Annotated in this window: 20 protein-coding genes; all 20 read right to left on the bottom strand. The window is 45.7% G+C overall.

Annotated elements, in window-relative coordinates; genetic code table 11:
- Positions 1-8 precede the first annotated feature (8 nt).
- The 20 genes from E2K74_RS06650 to E2K74_RS06555 all read right to left on the bottom strand — a co-directional run bounded on the left by E2K74_RS06650 (position 9) and on the right by E2K74_RS06555 (position 15,392).
- Positions 9-440 (bottom strand): SRPBCC family protein, encoded by a 432-nt coding sequence (locus E2K74_RS06650; protein ID WP_151206810.1) that lies wholly within the window; start codon positions 438-440, stop codon positions 9-11.
- Positions 441-498: 58 nt separating this feature from the next.
- A complete protein-coding gene (gene tadA, locus E2K74_RS06645; protein WP_151206809.1) occupies positions 499-1,014 on the bottom strand; it encodes a tRNA adenosine(34) deaminase TadA in 516 nt (171 codons plus the stop codon).
- Between the two features lie 6 nt (positions 1,015-1,020).
- Positions 1,021-2,142: an enoyl-CoA hydratase/isomerase family protein gene (locus tag E2K74_RS06640; protein WP_151205049.1), complete on the bottom strand. Its 1,122-nt coding sequence runs from the start codon at positions 2,140-2,142 to the stop codon at positions 1,021-1,023.
- Positions 2,139-2,852, bottom strand: coding sequence for a uracil-DNA glycosylase (ung, locus tag E2K74_RS06635; RefSeq protein ID WP_151206808.1), 714 nt, complete (start codon positions 2,850-2,852; stop codon positions 2,139-2,141). Before ung ends, E2K74_RS06640 begins: the two co-directional genes overlap by 4 nt.
- A gap of 44 nt (positions 2,853-2,896) precedes the next feature.
- Positions 2,897-3,493, bottom strand: a complete 597-nt coding sequence (locus tag E2K74_RS06630; RefSeq protein WP_151206807.1) for a 6-pyruvoyl trahydropterin synthase family protein — start codon at positions 3,491-3,493, stop codon at positions 2,897-2,899.
- 146 nt (positions 3,494-3,639) lie between these two features.
- Positions 3,640-4,605 carry a type II secretion system minor pseudopilin GspK gene (gspK, locus tag E2K74_RS06625; RefSeq protein WP_413773040.1) on the bottom strand — a complete coding sequence of 322 codons (966 nt, stop codon included), beginning with the start codon at positions 4,603-4,605 and terminating at the stop codon, positions 3,640-3,642.
- Positions 4,606-4,617: 12 nt separating this feature from the next.
- The gene (gspJ, locus tag E2K74_RS06620; protein WP_151205052.1) at positions 4,618-5,244 is read right to left on the bottom strand and encodes a type II secretion system minor pseudopilin GspJ; all 627 of its coding nucleotides are present in this window, start codon (positions 5,242-5,244) and stop codon (positions 4,618-4,620) included.
- A complete protein-coding gene (gene gspI / locus E2K74_RS06615) occupies positions 5,241-5,669 on the bottom strand; it encodes a type II secretion system minor pseudopilin GspI (protein ID WP_161982781.1) in 429 nt (142 codons plus the stop codon). The genes gspJ and gspI overlap by 4 nt, the downstream gene beginning before the upstream one ends.
- 82 nt (positions 5,670-5,751) lie before the next feature.
- Positions 5,752-6,291, bottom strand: a complete 540-nt coding sequence (locus E2K74_RS06610) for a Tfp pilus assembly protein FimT/FimU (RefSeq protein WP_151205053.1) — start codon at positions 6,289-6,291, stop codon at positions 5,752-5,754.
- Positions 6,292-6,300: 9 nt separating this feature from the next.
- Positions 6,301-6,915, bottom strand: a complete 615-nt coding sequence (locus tag E2K74_RS06605) for a TetR/AcrR family transcriptional regulator (RefSeq protein WP_151205054.1) — start codon at positions 6,913-6,915, stop codon at positions 6,301-6,303.
- 39 nt (positions 6,916-6,954) lie between these two features.
- Positions 6,955-7,728, bottom strand: a complete 774-nt coding sequence (locus E2K74_RS06600) for a TatD family hydrolase (RefSeq protein ID WP_151206806.1) — start codon at positions 7,726-7,728, stop codon at positions 6,955-6,957.
- Positions 7,729-7,756: 28 nt separating this feature from the next.
- On the bottom strand, positions 7,757-8,098 hold the full coding sequence (locus tag E2K74_RS06595) for a PilZ domain-containing protein (RefSeq protein ID WP_151205056.1): 342 nt from the start codon (positions 8,096-8,098) through the stop codon (positions 7,757-7,759).
- 15 nt (positions 8,099-8,113) lie between these two features.
- Positions 8,114-9,094 (bottom strand): DNA polymerase III subunit delta', encoded by a 981-nt coding sequence (locus tag E2K74_RS06590; protein ID WP_151206805.1) that lies wholly within the window; start codon positions 9,092-9,094, stop codon positions 8,114-8,116.
- A gap of 14 nt (positions 9,095-9,108) precedes the next feature.
- On the bottom strand, positions 9,109-9,870 hold the full coding sequence (gene kdsB, locus E2K74_RS06585) for a 3-deoxy-manno-octulosonate cytidylyltransferase (protein ID WP_151206804.1): 762 nt from the start codon (positions 9,868-9,870) through the stop codon (positions 9,109-9,111).
- 12 nt (positions 9,871-9,882) lie between these two features.
- A complete protein-coding gene (lpxK, locus tag E2K74_RS06580) occupies positions 9,883-10,887 on the bottom strand; it encodes a tetraacyldisaccharide 4'-kinase (protein WP_151205059.1) in 1,005 nt (334 codons plus the stop codon).
- A gap of 3 nt (positions 10,888-10,890) precedes the next feature.
- Positions 10,891-12,618 (bottom strand): lipid A export permease/ATP-binding protein MsbA, encoded by a 1,728-nt coding sequence (gene msbA / locus E2K74_RS06575; RefSeq protein ID WP_151205060.1) that lies wholly within the window; start codon positions 12,616-12,618, stop codon positions 10,891-10,893.
- Positions 12,618-13,040, bottom strand: coding sequence for an ExbD/TolR family protein (locus E2K74_RS06570; protein WP_151205061.1), 423 nt, complete (start codon positions 13,038-13,040; stop codon positions 12,618-12,620). Before E2K74_RS06570 ends, msbA begins: the two co-directional genes overlap by 1 nt.
- 9 nt (positions 13,041-13,049) lie before the next feature.
- Complete coding sequence (locus tag E2K74_RS06565; RefSeq protein ID WP_151206803.1) at positions 13,050-13,688, bottom strand: MotA/TolQ/ExbB proton channel family protein; 639 nt, start codon at positions 13,686-13,688, stop codon at positions 13,050-13,052.
- A 37-nt stretch (positions 13,689-13,725) separates the two neighbouring features.
- Positions 13,726-14,613, bottom strand: a complete 888-nt coding sequence (locus tag E2K74_RS06560; RefSeq protein ID WP_151206802.1) for a ParB/RepB/Spo0J family partition protein — start codon at positions 14,611-14,613, stop codon at positions 13,726-13,728.
- Positions 14,610-15,392, bottom strand: coding sequence for a ParA family protein (locus tag E2K74_RS06555; RefSeq protein WP_151204526.1), 783 nt, complete (start codon positions 15,390-15,392; stop codon positions 14,610-14,612). Before E2K74_RS06555 ends, E2K74_RS06560 begins: the two co-directional genes overlap by 4 nt.
- Positions 15,393-15,405: the final 13 nt, after the last annotated feature.

Raw genomic sequence — 15,405 nt, 5'->3', positions numbered from 1 at the left:
GTTGTTGTTTAAACAGATTTTGCAAGTTTTGCGAGTCCTAGTTTAATCCCAGTTTTTAACTGTGCAAGGATCAATTTACTGGTCAAAGGAACACGCGTCTGCAATTCGATAGTATAAGTCACCAAGGTTTTATCCGCCTCTTTTTCCTCAAACTCAATAATACCCAAATGATGCTTGATCAGAGGATTTTTAACAATTTTATATTCAATTCGCTGATTTTCTTCGAGTAAAGTAATCTGTTCCTTTAACGGTTTGATTGGACCGATTCCCATGCTCCGCACCGAACCCACTCCATCGGGGCGTTCAGCATCAGCAGAATCCTTAATACGCTTGACCTGTAATGGCGCAAAGGCAATATTATAAGTTGCATGTTTGGACAGCAGATCAAAAACCTGAGCAACAGATGCGGGAAATTCCTTTTTGACTTGAATAGAGTTCATTATTTTTCCTGTGTATGACTTGTTTTAAGGTGAGAAAATTCTAGCGGATAATATTCATTTATTTTTGGGTATTGCGTAACTTTTCTTGTCGCTTGAGCTCACGCTTCTGTTCGCGGCGCTGCTTAAAAAAAATGCTCAGCTGTTCGGAGCATTGCTGCTGCATACAGCCTGCTTCAAAGGAAAAGACATGGTTATAATACCCAGTTTCAAAAAGCTTGCGGGCACTGACCAAAGAACCAGCTTTCGGCTCGGTCGTTCCGAACACCACCCGAGATACGCGTGCATGTACCAATGCCCCTACACACATGGTGCAAGGCTCCAAGGTTACATAGAGTACAGCATCATCGGGCAGGCGATAATTTTGCAGATTGTGGCAGGCTTCACGTAACGCCACGATTTCGGCATGGGCTGTAGGGTCGTTCAGGGAGATAGGCGCATTGAATCCACGTCCAATTACCTGCTGTTGACTTACAATCACTGCACCCACAGGAATTTCCCCCTGTTCAGCAGCCAATGCAGCCTGCTCATAGGCAAGCTGCATCCAGTCTTCATCTTTATAGTGTGTTTCAGACATTCAGCTTCAGATCACACCATAATGCTTGAGCAATTCATTCCAGCTTTCAATCGTCGTGACAGGCGGGTTGGCTGAAAGAATTCCTTTCAGGCTTAAATCGCTTCCTTGGCTCCATTCTGGTGACAGGTCTTTATCGACCAGGCGGGCACGCACCCCTTCGACAAAGTCCGCATGACGAATTTTCCAGTCGGAAATCTGGGTTTCCAGTTCAAATACTTCATTCCAGGAATGTACCTGCTTCCCCCATTGCCACAATAACCAGGTCAATGCAGCCGTAGTCGGTGAACCTTTTTGCAGATTTTCACTGGCCTGACGCAACCAGTCACTACGCGCATCACTTAAACCGATAATCGACTCATAATCATGCTCAAAGTTTAGCCCACGGCAAACACTTTGAATCACATCGAGTGAGTTTTGTAATGGTCCTGGGCCTACCGGACGATGCATGCTGTTCAGCGTATCATCAATTGCTCGAAAATCGCCTGCCGGATAATGATCCCAGTCAATATTCACCACCCTGTTCAGAACAGTGTCACGTGCGGCATCACAGATATGCGTTGCCCAGCCAATTCCATAAGCACCTGCGGCTGTCATAATCGAGCCGGTCAAACCAGTAAACAGGCCAATCGCGCCACGATCCGCCAGGAAGCGTGTTGCACCAACATCCGGATACAGACCAATATTAATTTCTGGCATCGCCAGACGGGAGTACGGTGTTACCAAGCGGAATGGCGCGGCCATAAACAGGCCCAGGCCACCACCCATAACATAGCCTTCACCCCATACCAATATGGGTTTTGCATAGTTATGCAATAGAAGATCCAGCGCATATTCTTGTTCAAAAAATTTATTGGCTGTCGCTACTTCATCATTGATGACCAATTGACGCAGCTTGCGCACATCTCCACCCGCACAAAATGCTTTGGGCGTAGTAGAATCCAGCCAGATTGCTTTTACATTTTCATCCGTATAAAAATCCTGAAAAACTTCAAGCAATGCCGTCACAATCGATTCATCGAGAGCATGTAAGGATTTCGGACGATTCAAGCGAACAATGCGCCACCCGTTGTGCGCTTCTTCAACAATCAAATCCGGATGATAAGATTTATTTACAGGAGAGTAAGTCATGCGTCCAGCTGCCAATCTATAGGCTCAATGCCATGTTGTTTAAGATAATTATTTGTTTTTGAAAACACTTTGCAACCAAAGAAACCACCCCGGTTTGCGGCTAAAGGCGAAGGATGAGCAGCCTTTAATACGAGATGTTTATTCTGGTCAATGCGCTGTCCTTTACGCTGTGCGTATGCGCCCCAAAGGATAAAGACAATATGTTCGCGCTGTTCATTTAATATGTCAATCACGTGATCGGTAAACTCTTCCCACCCACGTTTTTGATGCGAAGTCGGCTGACTGGCTTCTACGGTCAGGACAGCATTGAGCAATAGCACCCCTTGCTCTGCCCAGTGGGTTAAATCGCCATGCTTAGGGCTTTCCACCCCCAGATCATTGTGCAATTCATGAAAGATATTACGTAAAGAAGGCGGCAATGGTACGCCCTTCTGCACCGAAAAACTTAAGCCATGCGCCTGATTCGGACCATGATAAGGGTCCTGCCCTAAAATCACTACTTTAACCCGGTCCAGCGGAGTGATATTTAAGGCATTAAAAATCAGATGATTCGGTGGATAAATAATTTTATCTGCTTTTTTCTCTTCAATTAAAAACGCTTTTAACGCATCCATTTTGGAACCGAGCAAAAAATCACTCAAAGCGTATTTCCAGCTTTCATCTAACTGAACTTTACTCAGTTTAGCCATTTGCTGTTCATTTAAAGACATTCTTCAATCCTAAATCTATGTCAGTATGCGTCAGTCCTGCGCTTTTAGCGTTTGACCTGTAAATCCACAGTCGGGTTGTGAAAGGCGATTCCCTGTTTCAGTTTATTATACATCTGCGGCTCAGTCCATTCGGCCTGTACCTGCTCTGAAAACTCAATCTGATCTAGAGTCAATAACCCCATCTGCTCATTTTCAATATCTTCCAGGAAGCTTTGTGCATAGCCAGTATCCGTTTCATGTACGATTACTGAATATACTTCGACATCCCCTTCACCATTCTGGGTGACGGTCGAGGCCAGCACTTGCTGTGCCAGAAAGAAGAAAATACGGGAAAACTGTTCCGCAGAGGGCGATACAGGCAAAGAGATCCAACGTGCACTAAACTTCTTGCAAGCCTGAATATACTCCGGATCGTCCTGCTGCCAGAAACAAATGGCATGATCAAAAGAATCATAAAGGTCTTTAATTACACCTTTGAGCAAACCAAAATCATAGACCATCTGACCATGATCCAATTTCGACGCTTTTAGCAGTAACTCGACTTTATAACTATGACCATGAATCGAACGCTTGCAGCGGTCCGATGTGCAGTTACGCACAATATGAGCATTTTCAAATTTAAATAACTTACGAATTAACATATGCCCTAATATCGTCAAAAAATAGGTGAATATCTTTGGATTATAGACCAAAAGTGGATAAAGAAGGATTAATTTTGCTGTTCAGGCTGATGGGAAAAAAGGATCATGTAGATGAACAATGACTTGGGCACTTTTAACCTGTCAAATTAAAACGGCGCCATGCTGCGATATGCGATATGAACCTGCTGTTCCTGACGCACTAAATCGCTGCTGAACTGGCGCTTGCGTTCACTCAGCATCACTTCAATCCGGGCCTTGAAATAATGAGATTGTATGCCTAATAAATTATTGACCAGATTACGCTTATCTGCACTGACCTGACTAAAAGGTTCAATGGCCCAAAGCTCTGACACACTGGAAAAATGCTCCAGATTTGCCTGACGTTTTTTCAAAACTTGCTGTATGCCATGAATATCCAGCTTTTCATCCATACTGGCCAGAAGAAAAGCTGATGCGGTATTAATATTCACCGGACTATCCGATAGTGGAGCAGCGGTCACATACGGGGCAATCAGTTGATATTTATTTTCCTCAAAGCCGCGTACCAATTTTAGCTGTTCCACACTATGAAATTTGGTGTTGGGAGGCAGGGCCGCATCTAGCAGGCCCTGGTAATAATTGGACTCTGCCCCCATAGGCCCGACAGGTATATCATCAGCATCCTGCCAGTCAATTACCGCTTCACTGAGCTGCTCAGGCAATCCGGCACGCTTTAAAATTTTCTCAAACCATATCTTGGCATGCTCATTAACATTACCTTCCTTGGTAAGCAGACTGTTTAGGTTGAACTTGCCCGATTCATCTTGCAATACCCCCGAGACATACCCGTCTTCCACCGGGAAAGCAGGCATGGGCTGAGCCCAGGTTTCATTTAAATGGTCTACATCTGGGGCATTTTTAGCATCATCGACCAACAACTCAGCAAAAAAAGCTTCTGCACTTTTGGCATACATTAAAGACTGATTTTGGCGCATTAAATAAGCCGTACTTTCCGCAGTGGCCGTCTGGCGCTTTGCAATAGTGGCCGCGAGAATTGTAGCCAATGCTACCATGACCAGAATGGTGATCAGTGCTATACCCTGCTGCTGTTGAATCGCGATCGTTTTCTTCATCTGTATTTCTTGTTATGGTTGGCCTTGGGGAGCAAGCAGAAAATCTGTATTTAGCAGGCTGAATATCCATTCATAATTCACCCCATTTACGGTTAATTTGATTTTAATGCCTTTCGGCAGGCGCTGTTTTTGCGCCACCTGGTTGAGATCAGCTGAAGAATCTGGCCACTGAGTCAGCTCATTCGGATTGAGCACTAAAATTTCAAATTGTTCGACATGATTGAGCAAGACGCTGGATTCTGGCTGATCACGTCCGGTCTGGTTCAGATTACGGTATTTTAAACGGTAAAGCTTTTGCTCCTCTGAACGGTACTGGTATTCCACGCGCTCATCAGGCGAAATACCTTCCTGCAAAGGATCAGTTACGCCTGTTTTACTAAAATTAAAACGTCCATTTTGTAAAACCAGTGCAGGTTGAATCTGGCCATTTATATTGGCTGTCAGTGGTACCGCCTGCACCGTATCACGTAAAATCTGCTGATAAGTATCCTGTAACTGGTTTAAACGGTATTCATGCATCGCATTCTGGTCTTTGCTTTTATTAATATAATCAAAAACCTGCCAACCTAGTGCAGAAAGCACCGCAAAAATGGTAATGGCGACCAATAATTCAACTAAGGTAAATCCTTGAGGCTTCATGGTACTGGATTCTTACGGTGATTAAAAAATGTCAGGGTGCTAATACCAGATTCCACTTGCCCACTTTCAGTATTGATGAGACTAACTTGTAACTCAATCCGCTGCACATTGGGGCTAATGGTCTGCTCGCTCCGTTTATCAATCTGCCAGGTTTCGTCCTGCTGGATGAGTTGCCTTGAAGATGTTCCACTCAGCCACTCCTGATTGATTTCCATTTGTGCCGCTTCATTCAATGCAACAAATTGGGCTTTAGTTCTAAGTACTGCATGGGCAGTAGACTGGGTATATTGCATCGCCACTTTGGTCAGGGTCATGGCCGCTGTAGCAAAGATAGCTAAAGCCACCATAACTTCTAGCAAGGTAAAACCTGAAACAGACTGAAATCGGCTCTTCTTTGAGCGAAGAGCACCTGTTTTGCAAATCATTTTGGAAACGGTGCTTGTGAAGTGAGCGTCCGCAAGGTCTTGTTTCGGCACTCGGTTCAATACAGCCTCATGCATTAAATCTTTAGCCGGCATTGATTTTACCCAGATGATCAATTTCTATTGGATGGCCTACTTCACGGTTTTCCAGAAAAAACTGGATACGTACCGGTTTCACTTCACCATTGCCCAGCCAGATCAGCTTGGGCGTATCTGCCTGAGTCAGGTCAGGGTTCTGAGCATTTGTATAACGCTGTTCCAGAGACTGCACCTGAAAAGACACCTGCTCCGGTAAATTACGCAGCTTAAATTCTGCATAATTCTGCCATTTTTGTGCATTGATCGTGGACTGGGTCTGTGGTCGATATTCCGTGACCGCATAACGAAACGGCGTCACATCTGTCGCAGGCTGAATAGTCAATGCCAATATACGTGACTGATCATTGGCTTCTCTTAAAATACGCTGTAGGTCCAGCAGCAGAACTTCCCTCGCCTGCATGGCTTTACGCTGCTCGACCCCGCCTGTATTTATCAAAACCAGTGAGGCCATAATTCCCATAATCACAATGACGACCATTAGTTCTACTAAGGTAAATCCACGGATGTGATAAGGAGAACTGGTCATACCCAAGCCTTAGACCAATTGCCCGACTGAATGCACGTGTTTGGGCAAGGCCAGAGCCTGATCAATATAAGCGACCCGCAAAGTATCTCGTGAACCCAGATAACGCTGATAGAAGCTGGAATTCAGAATCGCTGCCGCACCATAAGTCAGTGACCAGATTGAGGCCAGATAATCACGTACCGACATACTGCTATTGATGGAAGCCAGATAAGTTTCAGTCATACGGATAATCAGACGTAAACGTTGTTTACGCACCTGATAAAGTTCGCTAAACAGATGCTGAATTCCCACACCCGTTGTTGAAAGTCGTTCTTCAATCTGGTGAAACAGCACGGTACGTTCAGGATGATGTAAATGGTGCAGCATAAAGAAAGCCAGATGTTCAGGAAAAGCCTTGTCACTGTCCTGGATCATTTCCAGCAACATGCGCTCATTACGGATAATCAGCAGCATGTACAGTTCATCTTTACTTTGAAAGTGTTTATAGAGTGTCCCTTTGGCCAGATCCAGCTCGGCAGCAAGTGCATCCAGAGTCATGCCTGCTTCACCATTTTCCAGCAGAAGCTGCTCTGCCACTTGAAAAATTAAGGTTTCTCTTGCTCGAAACTGAGCCTGACGATCCATCTTCACCCTATAACTCTCTTGTCTCTTATCTAACTTTATTTACTTTAAATTAAGCAGGTTCTCAAAGTTTTGCTTTGTGATTTCAGCCATTTCTTCTAGCGACTTATCATATACATCGCAAAGCGCTTTGGCTACATAAGGAACGTATTTAGGCTCATTAGATTTACCGCGATACGGCATCGGAGCCAGATAAGGACTATCGGTTTCAATCAGCACTCGGTCCAGCGGAACCTGTTTGGCAACGTCACGCAGATCCTGGGCATTTTTAAAAGAAACAATACCGGAGAAAGACACATAGTAACCGCAGTCTAAAACGGCTTTGGCGGTTGCCCAATCTTCGGTAAAACAGTGCAAAATGCCATGTGTAGATTTTTCTGCACGAATGATGTCAACTGTATCGTGCTTGGCCGCGCGGGTATGTACCACCACCGGTTTTTTCACGATTTGTGAAGCATGAATATGACGGGCAAAACAGTCTTTCTGTTCAGAAATGAAGTCGGTACTATGATAATAATCCAGGCCAGTCTCACCAATTGCCCAGACTTTTTCAGGCTGCGCCAGCTCCACCAGATATTCTGTGGTGGCACGCGCCATAGTGGCAGCCTCTTCACAAGGATGAACGCCGACGGTATAACCGACATCTGCATGACGCGCCGCAATCTTGGCCAGCTCGATATGATCATCCAGATCGACCGAGATACTCATGAACTTTGATACACCTGCTTCACGAGCCTGCGCAAGGGCCTGATCCAGATCACCATCATAAGGTGTTAAATCAAGCATCGTTAAATGACAATGAGTATCTACAAACACAATGAGTTTCCTACCAAAGGTAAATTAACTACATAGTGTAACTTTTACGTCCTACAGATTTAAGACCTGCAACCAGACGTTCTGCTTCATTTTTGAAAAAAACGCCTTTTTCACCTGTCAACTGGATCCCGAAGCCTTGTGGTTTGAGGCCATTTTGCTTTTGGGACACCCAGATCACCTTACCGGTTAACGGAATTTTCTGGCTTTGTTCAGGCAAAGTGGTTAATACAAAAACCTCCTCACCGAGTTTAACGGGCTGCTTGGAAGGAATAAAAAGTCCACCACCCACCACATAAGGCATGTAACTGGCAAAGAGCGTTTCCAGATCCGCTATATTGGCATGAATAATCCCGCCCATACGTGGTTGCATATCGTTTCCCCTTAATTAAAGATTCATCAGTTTGATACACAATTCATCGAGTACCAGATTACTTTGTACGTTCTGCTCGAGATATCGCTTGGCTTGCTGAAAATCTTCATAAATCTTAAAAAGTGTTTCTAATGAATATTGTTCGGCCAGCACATCGAAGTTCAAATCAATGTTTTTTACCGCCTGATTTAGCTTGACACAAATCAAATCGGACAACAAGTATTCAAACATTTGACCAAATTCACCAAAACTCAAGCTTTTATTCCACTTGGTCGCAATTGCCATCGGCATATTTTTTTGGGTGACCAGTTTGCTCCAGTCTGCCAGAAATTCCTGACGTAAAGGCAACCAGCTACTTTGAGCCACTTCAACTGCCTGTAAAGGCATCTGATTTGACAGGCTCATCAGCAGCTGTTGCTGGCTTGAACCTGCGTCAGGCAATTGTTGCTGGACATACGCACTAAACTGCTCAGCTGAAATCCGGTCCAAAGCAAAGTGTTGCAGGCGACTCCGGATTGTGGCCGGTAATTTCAGATAATGATCGGCGAGCAGGATAATGACAATATTTTCACCCGGCTCTTCCAGAGTTTTTAATAAAGCATTTGAAGAGGCAATATTCAGGGCTTCTGCCGGTTCAATCACAATAACCCGCCAGCCATCTACGGTCTGTTGCACAAAAGGCAAAAGATCGCGGATTTTTTCAATCCTGATTTTGGCGTTCTGTTTTTTATTGTCTTCATCCGTGCTGATGTGCACATAATTCGGATGGGTATCGGCTTTGAGCCACTGACAGCTGCCGCATTCACCACAGGCCCCGGCAGGCTGACGATTCAGGCACAATATCCAAGCCAAAAACTGCTGGCTAAAAGCTTCTTTACCGCAACCTTTTTTTCCATAAAATAATAACCCATGCCCCAGTTTGGGAAAACGGCCAGTCAACGTTTCCCAAACCTGTTGCTGCCATGGATAAATCTGTGCTTTGACATCAAAAGGCATGTATTTGACTCTTCTTAGGCAAAATGGGAAAGATCCATCTGATTCAATCGATCCAGATCTTCCTGGGTATCTACCCCTGGCGGCAAGCTGGCTTCAGCCACCGCAATGGCAATATGATGGCCATTTTCCAGCACCCGTAATTGTTCTAGAGATTCCAGTTTCTCTAGCACACCCATTTCCCAGGTCACATATTCTTGCAACAGTTTGACCCGATAGGCATATAGGCCTAAATGACGATAGGCCTGATCATGCAGCTTTGGTTCAGCCAGCTTGGCTCCCTCACGGTCATAAGGAATGGTGGCACGGCTAAAATACAGTGCTTGATTGTGTTTTGACATCACCACTTTAACAATGCTGTCACGCTTAAATTCTGCTAGCTGATAAATAGGCTCACATAGCGTCGACATGGAAGATTCAGGCTGATCTTCTAACAACTGCGCCACCTGCTTCACCAGTTGTGCCGGCAGTAAAGGTTCATCGCCCTGCACGTTTACAATGATGTCATCACTCGCCCAACCCTTGATTCGAGCCACTTCGCTTAAACGGTCCGTACCGGAAGGATGATCAGCTGAAGTCAGCACCACATCCACACCTTCGGCTTGGCAGACTTCTGCAATACGTTGATCATCGGTCGCCACACACAGATCGTCAAAACCTTGCACTTTTTTAGCCTGATCGACCACACGCAGAATCATGGGACGTCCATGAATATTCAGCAAAGGTTTACCAGGTAAACGTGAACTCGAAAATCGTGCAGGAATGACTATATGTTTCATCGAAAATAAACCTTAGGAAATGGAAATACCCTGTTGGAGCAATTGCTGTTGTAATACCGAATAACAGGCATCAGACAAGACCGCATTTACCGGCACCACCCAGATTTCACGCTGATAATCTGGGTATTTCTGGAGCAATGTCATCATTTTGACCGCATCTTTTTCAGTGGTAATGATGGGATGATTATCTTCAAATTGCAGATCTTCAATTGCATAATCATGATGATCTGGAAATTCATGGCACTGGAACTGCTGCAAACCAAGGCTTTTTAGCGTCTGATAAAAACGTTGTGGAAAACCAATACCGACCACGGCATAAAAATTAGTTTCAGGATCAAAGCTTTTACTACTGTCCTGATTCAATAGATAAGGCTGTGATGCAGCCAGATGCATATGTAAAGAAGAGGTCGGATTGGCGGCATGTTCAATGATGGTACCCGTCTCCAGCCGCGTCACCGGTTCACGCAGATAACCTTCTGGCAAGAGCTTCTGGTTGCCCAGACCGCGATTATTGTCCAGCACAATCCACTCAATCTGACGATTTAAAGCCCAGTGCTGTAAACCATCATCGCAGATCACCAGATCCAGCGCATGCTTTTCCAGTAAAAGCTCAATACTTTTCTGCCGATTAGGCCCTACGGCCATCGGCACACCGGTCGCCTGAACAATCAAGGCAGGTTCATCTCCCACCACCTCTGGTGCAGTATTTAAATCGACATAAGCAGGAAAAGCACCTTTCCCGCCATAGCCCCGGCTAATCACCCCGACCCGCACACCTTTTTGCGTTAAATACTCTACCAAGTGAATCAGTAAAGGAGTTTTACCACTCCCTCCTACTGTAATATTGCCAATCACCATAACCGGGACAGGAGCCGTATAACTGGTCTTGATTCCTTTGCGGTAAAGCCACTGATTGCTCACAAAACCCAGACGATAGAGCCATGACAAGGGACGCAGCACCACCAGCCACTTTGCCTGTGCATTCCAAGCATCCTGAATGATCTGTGCCAAAGCCATGACTTAAGACTCCTCGAAGTTACGTTGATGCAGCTGATAATACGCTCCTTGACACGCGATCAGTTCGGCATGGCTGCCCTGCTCGACAATACGTCCCTGATCCATCACCACAATCCGGTCTGCATTTTCAATCGTGGAGAGGCGGTGAGCAATCACAATAGTCGTACGACCTTGCATGGCCTGATCAAAAGCACGCTGAATATAATATTCAGATTCATTATCCAGCGCACTCGTGGCTTCATCCAGAATCAGAATCGGTGCATCTTTCAAGATTGCCCGGGCAATCGCAATACGTTGACGCTGTCCGCCAGACAAGTTCAAGCCTTGAGCACCCAAAGGGGTATCATAGCCCTGCGGTAAAGCCCTAATAAAATCATGTGCATAAGCCGCTTTAGCCGCTGCAATCACTTCTGCATCCGTGGCATTTTCCAGCTGACCATAGGCAATATTTTCACGTACAGTACGGTTAAACAGCACGACTTGCTGGTTCACCATCGCAATCTGGGTGCGTAAAGCGGTGAGCTCAAAATCAGTAATCAGTTTTTGATCCAGTAAAATCTGCCCCGAGCTCACTTCCTGATAACGGACCAGCAGATTGACCAGCGAGGTTTTACCGGCACCAGAACGCCCGACCAGCGCTACGGTTTCACCTGCTTTAACTTTCAGACTGAAATCATGAATTGCATGATGGCCATCCGCATAGATCAGATTGACCTTTTCAAACTGGATCTCGCCTTTTAATGAATCGGTCAGCGTTCCGCTATTCTGCTCTTCCGGCATATCTAGAAGGTCAAAGACTGAATGTGCTGCTGCCATACCGCGCTGAATTTTCTCATTTACATCTGTCAAGGCTTTGATTGGTCTGGCCAGCATGCCGGCAGCGGTAATATAAGCCACAAATTCACCCGCAGAAGTGTCGCGTAGGATCTCTGGGCGCAAGGCAATAAACATCACAATGCTGAGGGAAATAGACATGATCAGCTGTACAACCGGACTGTTCAGCTGCTGTACCGCAACCATTTTCAAACCACGGCGCAGGTTTTCCATCGAATTATAGCGAAAACGTTCCTGCTCATAACTCTGACCACCAAAACCTTTTACAACCAGATTGGCATTGACCGTTTCCTGCACCACATGGTTGACATCACCCATCGTGTCCTGCACCTGCTGAGAAAGCCGGCGCATGCGTTTGGCCGCCTGACGAATAATCAAGCCGATGACTGGTCCAAAAACCAGAATACATAAGGTCAAACGCCAGTTGCTATATAGGAGATAGCCCAACAAGGCAATGGTGATCAAACCTTGCTGTATGATGGTTCTGAGTGCTTCCGTTGAGGCTCCTGTGAGCTGCTCGACGTTATACATGATTTTAGCCGTAATATGGCCGCTGGTATTGTCGAGAAAATATTGTGCGGGTAAACGCAATAATTTCGCAAACACTTCCTGCCGGATATTAAACACCAGATTACGGGAAATGACCGCCGTATAATAGCCACCCAGAAACAGCCCCAGACCACGGAAGAACATCAATATGACAACCAGGAAAGGGAAAAGTGAAGTAAAGCCCTGATCTCGATTTTCAATCGCCTCAATAATATGTTCCAGTAATTTGGCGACAGAAACCTCTGTTGCCGCATTAATGGTAAAACCCAGAAGAACAAGCAGTGCTATTCCCCAGAAGGGCTTTAAATAACTTAGCAGGCGAAGATAGACCTTGAAATCGTGCTTCACTAATAACCTCGAGTTGGTACTTTCGTACTGATATTGACATTCACAAAGCCAAGCTGCCCTGCTACATCCATGACACGAATAACATCCTGATGACTTGCTTTTGCATCCGCTGCAATCACAAACATTAAATCACGGCGCTCATTCGAAATCTGTTTAATTGCGGTATTAAGATCAGCCGCTTCTTTACTCGCTATAGACTGACCGTTGACCGCATAGTGACCATTGGCATCTACAATCACTTCAATTTTCTGATCAAAATTTTTCGGTGGCACCCCCTGTGCATCAGGCAAGGTCAGGTTCATCCGGCTCATCTGGTTAAACGTGGTAGACAGCAATAAAAACACCAGAATAAACAGCAGACAGTCAATCATCGGCGTGAGATTGATATGCACATCCTCGACCTGATTGCGTTTAAATTTCATCGCCTGCTCCTAACCTGCTTTCTTGATGTGTTCTTTGACATCCGAAGCATGGCGGTAGAACAAGCTAGCATGAAACAAGGTCGCCTGCTGTTCAAGTTCTGCGACATATTCCTGTACCAGACGCTGAAAATAACGATGTGCAAACACCGCAGGAACTGCAATCAACATCCCAGCTGCTGTGGTGATCAAGGCTTTGGAAATTCCCGGCATCATCAGCACCGGATCACTGTTTGTGCCAATATCAATCATCAGAAAGGATTCAATAATTCCGATCACGGTTCCGAGCAAACCCAGCAACGGAGCTACTGCGCTTAAAGTCCCCAGAAAATTGATATTTTTTTCTAAATAGGTGATTTCCTGAGATGCCATCGCTTCCATCTGCGCGCGGGCATACTGCTCGGACTGATCGCGTGCCTCTGCACCGACACTAAAGATCCGCCCCAATGCGCTGCTTTTTAAGGTCGCACTCTGCTGCAGCTTTTCGATGGCCTCATCTGCCCCCTGTGTCGGACCTATCAGAAGTGAGCTTGGCAGTACCAGACTCTTTTTTAAGCGAATGAGCCGCTCGACCGAAATTGCGACCATAAAAATCGAACACAATACCAGCGGCAGCATAAGCCAACCGCCTGCTTTGACCAATTCCCACATCTGATTTATTCCCCAATAAAAACAAATTATAAATTATTTATTCATCACCCAAAATTGCAAGAATACCATCCAGCTCTTCCAGAGAGTGATAGCTGATCACCAATTTTCCTTTACCTTGGCGGTTATAGTCAATTTTAACGTCTGCACTGAAACGTTCAGATAAACGCTGGCTTAATTGCTGAATATCCGGTGCGATTGCCGCTTTCTGCTTTTCTGTTTTAGGCATATTGAAATCACGCACCAGCTGTTCAGTCTGACGTACCGACAAACTCTTTTCAATCACCATATCGGCGACTTTCAGCTGATCTTTGGTTTTTAAGGTCAGGATGGCACGCGCATGCCCCATATCCAGCAAGCCCTGCTGCATAAAGTCCTTGACTTCTTCTGCCAAGGTCAACAGGCGCAGCAGGTTACTGACGGTGGTACGTGCTTTACCGACCGTATCGGCAATTTCCTGATGACTCAGACCAAACTCATCATGGAAGCGCTGCAAGGCCATTGCCTGATCAATCGGATTCAGATCCTGACGCTGGATATTTTCAATCAGGGCCAGTGCAATCGCCACCTGATCATTCAGATTACGGACAATTGCCGGAATCTCTGTCAGGCCCGCCAGTTGCGCCGCACGCCAGCGACGTTCGCCCGCAATAATTTCATATGGATAACGTTCATCATCGACCGGACGAATCACGATAGGCTGCATGATGCCATGCTTTTCAATCGAGGCGGCCAGCTCCTGCAAATCCTGTTCTTTAATATGACGGCGAGGCTGATATTCACCACGTTTAAGCAAATTTACATCAATCTGTTTCAACTGGCCATGATCGAGGCCTTGAGCTTCAAGTTGTAATTTTTCTTTTTGAATTGATCCCAGCAAGGCATCCAAACCACGACCTTTGGCGAGTCCACGTTTCTTGACGGTCATGCTTTACTTCCTTTTTTCACTCTGCTTTTCTTTAATACTTCAGCCGCCAGATTTAAATAAGCAACTGCACCCTTTGAACTTTTCTCGAAATAAATCACCGGCAAACCGTGTGCCGGAGCTTCTGCCAGACGGACATTACGCGGGATCACGGTGTCATACAGCTTTTGCCCAAAATATTGTTCGAGTTCTTCAGAAACATCACGAGTCAGGGCATTACGTGCATCATACATGGTACGTAACACACCCACGATTTGGAGTTCCGGATTCAGCGCCTGCTGGATCCGATCAATGGTCTGGGTCAGATCTGCCAACCCCTCCAGCGCATAGTACTCACACTGCATTGGAATAATCACGCCATCGACTGCAGCCAGAGCATTGACAGTAATCAGACTCAAACTTGGAGCACAGTCCACAATAATATAGTCGAATGCAGATTCGACTTCCTGCAATGCTTCGCGCAAAATGAACTCGCGCCCTTTTTGCTCCGCAATCGCCAGCTCTACCCCGGCCAGGTCACGGTTGGCACCTAAAACCTTATAACCGACTTCCGCCTTGGTAATAGCGGTTTCAATCGGCACTTCACCCAGCAATACGTCCGTAATCGAATACAGCAGGTCATTCTTTTGAATGCCTGAGCCCATGGTCGCGTTTCCCTGTGAATCCATATCCACCAGTAAAACACGTTTTTTTAACACAGCTAAGGATGCCGCCAAATTTACTGCGGTTGTGGTTTTACCGACACCACCCTTTTGGTTTGCAATCGCAATAATTTGTGCCATGTTGACCCCAATC

It is taken from the genome of Acinetobacter sp. RF15B, from assembly GCF_007558235.1.
GTDB lineage: Bacteria > Pseudomonadota > Gammaproteobacteria > Pseudomonadales > Moraxellaceae > Acinetobacter > Acinetobacter lwoffii_C.
Note: the sequence above shows the minus strand (reverse complement) of the source record. Positions and strands in the feature narration are given on the sequence as shown.

Excerpts from the sequence above, each read along its gene's own strand:
- E2K74_RS06650 (WP_151206810.1), bottom strand. The coding sequence starts at position 440 with ATGAACTCTATTCAAGTCAAAAAGGAATTTCCCGCATCTGTTGCTCAG.
- tadA (WP_151206809.1), bottom strand. The coding sequence starts at position 1,014 with ATGTCTGAAACACACTATAAAGATGAAGACTGGATGCAGCTTGCCTAT.
- E2K74_RS06640 (WP_151205049.1), bottom strand. The coding sequence starts at position 2,142 with ATGACTTACTCTCCTGTAAATAAATCTTATCATCCGGATTTGATTGTT.
- ung (WP_151206808.1), bottom strand. The coding sequence starts at position 2,852 with ATGTCTTTAAATGAACAGCAAATGGCTAAACTGAGTAAAGTTCAGTTA.
- E2K74_RS06630 (WP_151206807.1), bottom strand. The coding sequence starts at position 3,493 with ATGTTAATTCGTAAGTTATTTAAATTTGAAAATGCTCATATTGTGCGT.
- gspK (WP_413773040.1), bottom strand. The coding sequence starts at position 4,605 with ATGAAGAAAACGATCGCGATTCAACAGCAGCAGGGTATAGCACTGATC.
- gspJ (WP_151205052.1), bottom strand. The coding sequence starts at position 5,244 with ATGAAGCCTCAAGGATTTACCTTAGTTGAATTATTGGTCGCCATTACC.
- gspI (WP_161982781.1), bottom strand. The coding sequence starts at position 5,669 with ATGATTTGCAAAACAGGTGCTCTTCGCTCAAAGAAGAGCCGATTTCAG.
- E2K74_RS06610 (WP_151205053.1), bottom strand. The coding sequence starts at position 6,291 with ATGACCAGTTCTCCTTATCACATCCGTGGATTTACCTTAGTAGAACTA.
- E2K74_RS06605 (WP_151205054.1), bottom strand. The coding sequence starts at position 6,915 with ATGGATCGTCAGGCTCAGTTTCGAGCAAGAGAAACCTTAATTTTTCAA.
- E2K74_RS06595 (WP_151205056.1), bottom strand. The coding sequence starts at position 8,098 with ATGCAACCACGTATGGGCGGGATTATTCATGCCAATATAGCGGATCTG.
- E2K74_RS06590 (WP_151206805.1), bottom strand. The coding sequence starts at position 9,094 with ATGCCTTTTGATGTCAAAGCACAGATTTATCCATGGCAGCAACAGGTT.
- kdsB (WP_151206804.1), bottom strand. The coding sequence starts at position 9,870 with ATGAAACATATAGTCATTCCTGCACGATTTTCGAGTTCACGTTTACCT.
- lpxK (WP_151205059.1), bottom strand. The coding sequence starts at position 10,887 with ATGGCTTTGGCACAGATCATTCAGGATGCTTGGAATGCACAGGCAAAG.
- E2K74_RS06570 (WP_151205061.1), bottom strand. The coding sequence starts at position 13,040 with ATGAAATTTAAACGCAATCAGGTCGAGGATGTGCATATCAATCTCACG.
- E2K74_RS06565 (WP_151206803.1), bottom strand. The coding sequence starts at position 13,688 with ATGTGGGAATTGGTCAAAGCAGGCGGTTGGCTTATGCTGCCGCTGGTA.
- E2K74_RS06560 (WP_151206802.1), bottom strand. The coding sequence starts at position 14,613 with ATGACCGTCAAGAAACGTGGACTCGCCAAAGGTCGTGGTTTGGATGCC.
- E2K74_RS06555 (WP_151204526.1), bottom strand. The coding sequence starts at position 15,392 with ATGGCACAAATTATTGCGATTGCAAACCAAAAGGGTGGTGTCGGTAAA.